Raw genomic sequence first — 5,881 nt, forward strand, 5'->3', positions numbered from 1 at the left:
CCCTGGCGGACTTTCCCGCGCGCGCCGCCGGCAGCCGGGGGCTCTAGTGCAGCGGCACAGGCGGCGGGCGGGCGCCTGCTGTCAAGCTCGGTGAGCGGGGCGGCTGTTGGCGCGACGCCCCGCGGCGGGGGTGCGGGCCGCGCCGGGGGTGCGGGTCAGGGGCGGCGGGGCGCGGGGGGCGGGGCCCCGGGTGCGGTGTGCGGGTCGGGGCGGGGGCGCATGGCGGGCACCGCGGGGGCGGGGGCCAGGGGCGGGCGGCGTTGTGCGAGGGCGGTCAGGCGCTGGGTGATGCGGGCGCACCGGTAGTGGTCCAGGGCCTGGGTGAGGTGGTCCCATTCGGCGGCGGCCGCGCCGTGGGGGCGCGGGCCGAGGGGGTCGGGGCCGGTGTGGTGGCGGCGTTTGCGCCAGCCGGTGATCGTGTCAGTCAGGCGGGTGAACAGCTGTTGCTGGTCCTCGTCGTCGGGGTCGGGGGCGGGCAGCTGGTCCCGCCACTCCTCGAGATCCGCCCCGGCGGGCCTCGGCGCGCCGGGTGCGGTCTCGGCGGCGGGGGCGGAGGGGTCCTGCGCGGGCAGCGGGGCGGTGGGCGCCGGTTGGTGGGGCGGTGGGCGGTGGGCGGCGGCCGCGTCCAGGCGGCGGTGGGCGGCCTGGACGAAGGTGTGCGGGTCCTCGCCGCGCAGCTCGGCGTGGTGGGCGGCGTGGGTGCGGCGGGCCAGGGCGCGGATGCGGGCGGCGAGCTCGTCCCAGGCGGCCGCGTCCGCCCCGGTGGGGGGGCGGACGCCGATGCCTTCCATCCCGCCGGGGATCTGGTGACGTTCGCGCCAGGCCTCGACCAGGGCGGCGGTCGACTGCCAGGTACGGCGCAGCCGGTGGCCGGCATCCGGGACCGGGCCCAGCGGTCTGCTCCACCCGGGCGGAGCGGCGGCCAGGGCGATGCCGCGGTGGGCCAGGGCGGTGGCGAGCAGGCGGTGGCGTGCCCTCAGCTGGGTGCGCCAGCCGGCATCCAGCAGCGGCTCGGACAGCACCGCGGTCTCGGCGAGCCAGCCCGGCAACCCGGTGCCGTCGGCGGGGGGTGGGGGGCGGTCGGGCAGGAAGGCCCGCAGCCGCAGTTCGGCGTCGATGCGGGCGGTGATGACGGTCGCGCGGGCCAGCGCGGCCCGGGCCTGCTCGGCGCGATGGCGGTGCCAGGTGAGCTCCGCACGGGCGGCCTCGGCTCTCTGAGAGGCGGTGGGCACGGCGAGCGGCCGGCGCTCGCGCTGGCAGTCCTCGCGGGCGCTCATGCGCCAGTCCATCGCGCGGCGCAGGGCGATCTCGTCGTGCAGGGCGGCGTGGGCGGCGGCCGCCTGGCGGGCCTCGGCCGGGGTGCGCACCAGGGCGGAATCGGTACGGGCGCGGGCGAGTTCGTCGGCGAGCCGGCCCAAGGTGGCTGCCCCGTAGGGACGGTTCGGCCAGGCCGGGTGGGGCAGGCCGCCCACGACCACGGGCGCGGGCTGGCCGGCCAAAGCGGCATCGGCCGCCGCCACCTCCTGCAGCGCGCGCGAGCGGCGGGCGCCGGCCGTGTCCTTGAGGTGCTGCAGCTGCGCGCCCGAGACCTGCGCGAGCGGCCGGCTGGGCCCCTTGCGCAGGGCGCGGGCGGCCTTGGCCGCGGCGCGTTCCAGGTAGCGGTCGATGCGCCAGGCCATCACGACCGCCGCGTCGTGGGCGCCAGCCAGGCCGCGCTGCGGCAGGACGGCGCGCACCAGAGCGGTGGCATCCCAGCCGTCGGCGGCGGCCCGCCGGAGCGTGCGGGCCAGCACCGGCCAGCCCTCCGCCGCAACGAGCCCGCCGGCCGCGGCGCCCGCCGCGCGGGCCACCGCGGCCTGCAGGATGTCTTCCCAGGCGCGGCGGGTGACATCGGCGAGCTGATCGGCGAGGTGGGCCGGGGCAGTTGCGGCCGCGTGCAGGCTGCGGATCGTCTCCATCGCCGAGCGCGAGGCGCGGCAGTTCCCGGCGATCTGCTGCACGCTCTGGGCCAGGCCGACCCCTGGCTCGCAGGCCACGTACAGGCGGTTGGTGCGCGTGGCGCGGGTGAGCTGGACATAGGCGCTCTCCCGGCTGGTGCGGGCGCTGGCCAGGTTGTGGGAGGTCTCCACGGTGATGCCCTGGGCGCGGTGCACGCTGGTGGCATAGCCCAGGTCCAGGGCGGTGTCCGCGTAGGCGGCGGGCAGGTGGATACGGCCGCGGTGTTCGGTGTGGGTGAGCAGCATCTCGCCGTTGTCCAGCAGGCCGGTGACCGTCCACACATCGCCGTTCTTGACGAAGTCGCGGGTGCCGCGGGTCAGCAGGTGGCGGGCATTGTCGCGGGTGACGACGAGGTCGCCGACGTGCGCGGACAGGCCCTCGCGCAGCGGGCGGGCGCGGCGGGTGTCCAGGCGTCCGGCGGCGGCCAGCCAGGCCTGGGCGCGCTGGTTGAGGGCGGTGACAGTGTCGGTGTCCGCGGCCGTCATCAGCGTGGTGCGGCCGCGTTCAGTGTCGTGCTGCCAGGCGGCGAACACCGCGTGCAGCATCGCCTCGCGGCTGCCGCCCACCAGCCGCTGCCTGTCCAGGTACCAGGTGAAGGCGTCCTCGGCCGGGCCGTCGCGCACCGCCAGGCTGGCCGCGGCTTCACCCTCGGTGCGAAAGCGGTGCAGGGTGGACAGTTCCACCGCGCCGACCTCGCGGGCCAGCAGCCGCAGCGCCCCGCCGGCCTCGACGGCGGCCAGCTGCGCGGGATCGCCCAGCAGCCGCACGTGGGCGCCGGCGGCCCGGGCGTCGTCAAGGACGCGGTGCAGCCGCACGGTACCCGCCATGCCCGCCTCGTCGACGACCACGACGTCGCCGGGGCGTAACCGGTAGTCGTCCGGCACCTGCTGGCCCGCGGCGGCCTTGGCGCGCTTGGCCACCCAGCCGTGCACGGTGTGCGCGACTGTCAGGTCCTTGGACAGCACCTGGGCGGCGCGGCGGGAGGGGGCGAGCGCCACCAGGCGCGAGCCGCTGGCGGCCAGCGCGCCGGCCACGACCTTCAGCGCACTGGACTTGCCCGACCCGGCCGGGCCGATGCCCGCCACCACCAGGTGCTCGGAGCAGGCGAAGGCCTTGGCCAGGGCGCGCTGCCCGGGATCGAGCCGGTGCTCGGCGTGCGCGTCGTGGTGGTCGGCCACAGCATCAAAGACGGTGGCGGTGACGGCGGGGATCACCTGGGTGCGGGCGGCCGCCAGCAGCGCGTCCTCGGCGGCCAGCACCTGGGGGGTGGTGTAGGTGCGGGAGTCCTTTTGCCGGTAGATGCTGGTGCCGTCCGCGCGCACCAGGTGGGGGTGGTGGGGGTGGACATCGGGCGGGGTCAGATCCAGGCACAGCGACAGCGCGCGCTCGGTCAGACGCTGCGCCAGGCCGGCGCCGGCGCGGGCGCCGGCGAGCAGGCGGGCCAGGTGCCGCTCGCTCTCGGCGGCCAGATGGCGCCGGGCGAACACCGCGCGGTGCTCGGCCACGGCGGCCACCACGGCGGCGGCCTCCTGGCCGAGGTCCACCTCAAGCGGCGCCTGCGGCGCGGTGTGCTGCTGTGCGTGCTGCAACAGGTGGTCCACCGTGTAGGCGCCGACCAACTCCACGGCCATCTGCCGCCAGCGGGCGCGCAGTTCGGCCAGGGGCGTGGCGCGCTTCTTGGGCGGGCGCGTCTCGCGCGCGGCCCGCTCCATCAGCTTCATGCGCCGGCGCTGGTTCACGCTGCGGCCGGTGGCCATCTCGGCCTCGGCGACCAGCTCCTCGAGGCGGGCGCGGATGTCGCCATCGCGCGTGGACATGCCGCGCACGAGCTCGGGCGGAATGCCGGCGAGCTCCAGCACCGGGCGCCGCCCCGGGGTGACGACCCGCTCGAGGGCGGTCAGGCCCAGGCGGGCACAGACCTCCTCGATGACCCGCCGGTTGTAGCGCTCGGAGGCGGTGACCAGCTGCCGGTACCACAGGCGGCCGTCGATGCTGCGCCACTTGCCGTCCAGGCCCTGGCACTTGTTGGCCACCAGCACATGGTCATGGAGGAGGGGCAGTCCGTGGCGGTTGTCGAAGTGCCGGAAGCGGGCCGCGATCACCCCCGGCCGGGCATCCTCCTGGGCCCGGCTCCCGGCCCCGGTCCGCACCGCCAGGGCATGGTCCTCCAGCCATTCCAGGGTCTCGGCGATCGCCTGCTCGTGGGCCGCCTCGATCGCGCACCGGGTGTGCTCATCGGCCAGCGCCCACAGCACACCCACGGTCTTGGCCCGGCACACCAGGTCGAACGCCGCCACCGGCTGACGCACCGCGGCCCGGTCCTTCAAGGCCAGATAGCGGCCCAGCTCCTGCCCGTCGGCCGGACGCCGGCCGTAGTCCTCACCAAACGCGCGCGCGGCCACCCGCATCCGGATCCGCACCCGCTCCGCCCCCTGCACCGCCTTCCCCCCGGCCAGCCGCGACGCCTCCTTCAGCGCCTCGTTGATACGGGCCTGCAGCGGCCCCGGCTCGCCGCTGTAGCGGGGATAGGCATAGCCCAGGCGGACCTCGTGCAGCGCCGCGGCCGCCGAGGCCCCCTGCGCCACCAGCTCGCGGGCCAGGCGGTGCGCATCGGGGTGCAGGCCCAGCCCGAACAGCGCCTGCATCTGCTCCTCGCGGACCTGCCCCGCAACCCCCAGCTCGGCTGCCGCCCGCCCCATCCACACCCCCGGCGGCGTGCCGGTGCGGGCCTGCATGTCCGCCAGGCCCTCGCCCGGGGGCCGTGCGCTATCACCGGAGGAGACAGTGCGCTGGTAATAGCGGTATCCCCAGCCGGCGCTCACCTTGCGCTGGTCGATGGTCATCGCCCGGCCAGTGTCCGCACCCTCCCCGCCCGCCCGGCCCGCCCCCAGCCCCGCGGCCACAGCGCCTCCCGCCCGGCGGGAGGCCGGCACAACGCCTCCCGTCCGGCGGGAAAACCCTCCCCCGGCCAAAGGCCCCGCCCACAGAGCAAGAGCTTTCGCCGGATTCCGGCTCGCCCGCAAGGGCGATCGTGGTGTGCACAGGGCTGCTCGCCGAGCAGCCCTGTGCACACCACCCCGGCCCCCTCCCCCCCCTTTCCCGGACACACCCGCCCGCGACTTCCCCCGCTCGGGCACCTGCCGCATACGCACTCCCGCCCCACGGGAGTCCCCCGCCCCAACCGGCCCCAACCAGTCCCAACCGTGCACGGCACCCGCCAGCCTGGCACCCCGCAGCCACGACACCCCGTCAAGGAGGGCCGCCGCATGGCGAGCAAGGCCAAACGCACCGCACACGAGATCGCGGCGCGCAAACGGGCACTGGCCCGGGCGCTGGAGCTCAACGCCGACCGGATCAAACGCGAACAGGAACTGACCGCCCTGGCCGCCGACTTCCTGGAGACCCGCGAACTCCAGGCGGACGTACACGGGCAGCTGGAACAACAGATCGCCGTGCTGCGGCAGGAAGCAGCGCGCGCGGGTGAGCGGCTGCGCCGCCGGGGCGCGGCGGTCATCGCGGTGATGACGGCGCGGGGTGAAGGCGCGGGGCGGATCGCCGGGCGGCTGGGGCTGGGCGTGGGTGAGGTGCGGCAGCTGCGTGATGAAGCCGCCGCGCGGGAGCAGCAGGACACGGAAGATCAGGGGGACGAGGGGGTGCGCGGGCGGCTCGCGGCGGGCACGGGAGTGCGGGCGGCTGGCCCGGGCACGACGGGCGGCACGACGGGCACGGCGGGCGGTGCGGGCGGTGCGGCGGGCGGTGCGGGCGGTGCGGCGGGCACGGCGGGCGGTGCGGCGGTGCTGCCGCCCGGGCAGCATCGGCCGGGCGCAGCGAGCCCGGGCGCGGCGGGGGTGCCGGGCGCGGCGGGGCGGGACGGCGCAGGGGG

At 77.1% G+C, this 5,881-nt stretch carries 1 protein-coding gene and 1 pseudogene; one reads left to right on the forward strand and one right to left on the reverse strand.

Going from position 1 to position 5,881, the window contains the following annotated elements; all coding sequences use genetic code 11:
- Positions 1 to 155: 155 nt before the first annotated feature.
- The gene (gene mobF, locus ACFWZ5_RS44255; protein WP_384892786.1) at positions 156 to 4,841 is read right to left on the reverse strand and encodes a MobF family relaxase; all 4,686 of its coding nucleotides are present in this window, start codon (positions 4,839 to 4,841) and stop codon (positions 156 to 158) included.
- A 423-nt stretch (positions 4,842 to 5,264) separates the two neighbouring features.
- Here mobF and ACFWZ5_RS44260 point away from each other — a divergent pair.
- Positions 5,265 to 5,881, forward strand: a pseudogene (locus ACFWZ5_RS44260) (hypothetical protein); the annotation flags it as partial.

The sequence above is a fragment of the Streptomyces sp. NPDC059003 genome (assembly GCF_042740445.1).
Classification (GTDB): Bacteria; Actinomycetota; Actinomycetes; order Streptomycetales; family Streptomycetaceae; genus Streptomyces.

Excerpts from the sequence above, each read along its gene's own strand:
- mobF (WP_384892786.1), bottom strand. The coding sequence starts at position 4,841 with ATGACCATCGACCAGCGCAAGGTGAGCGCCGGCTGGGGATACCGCTAT.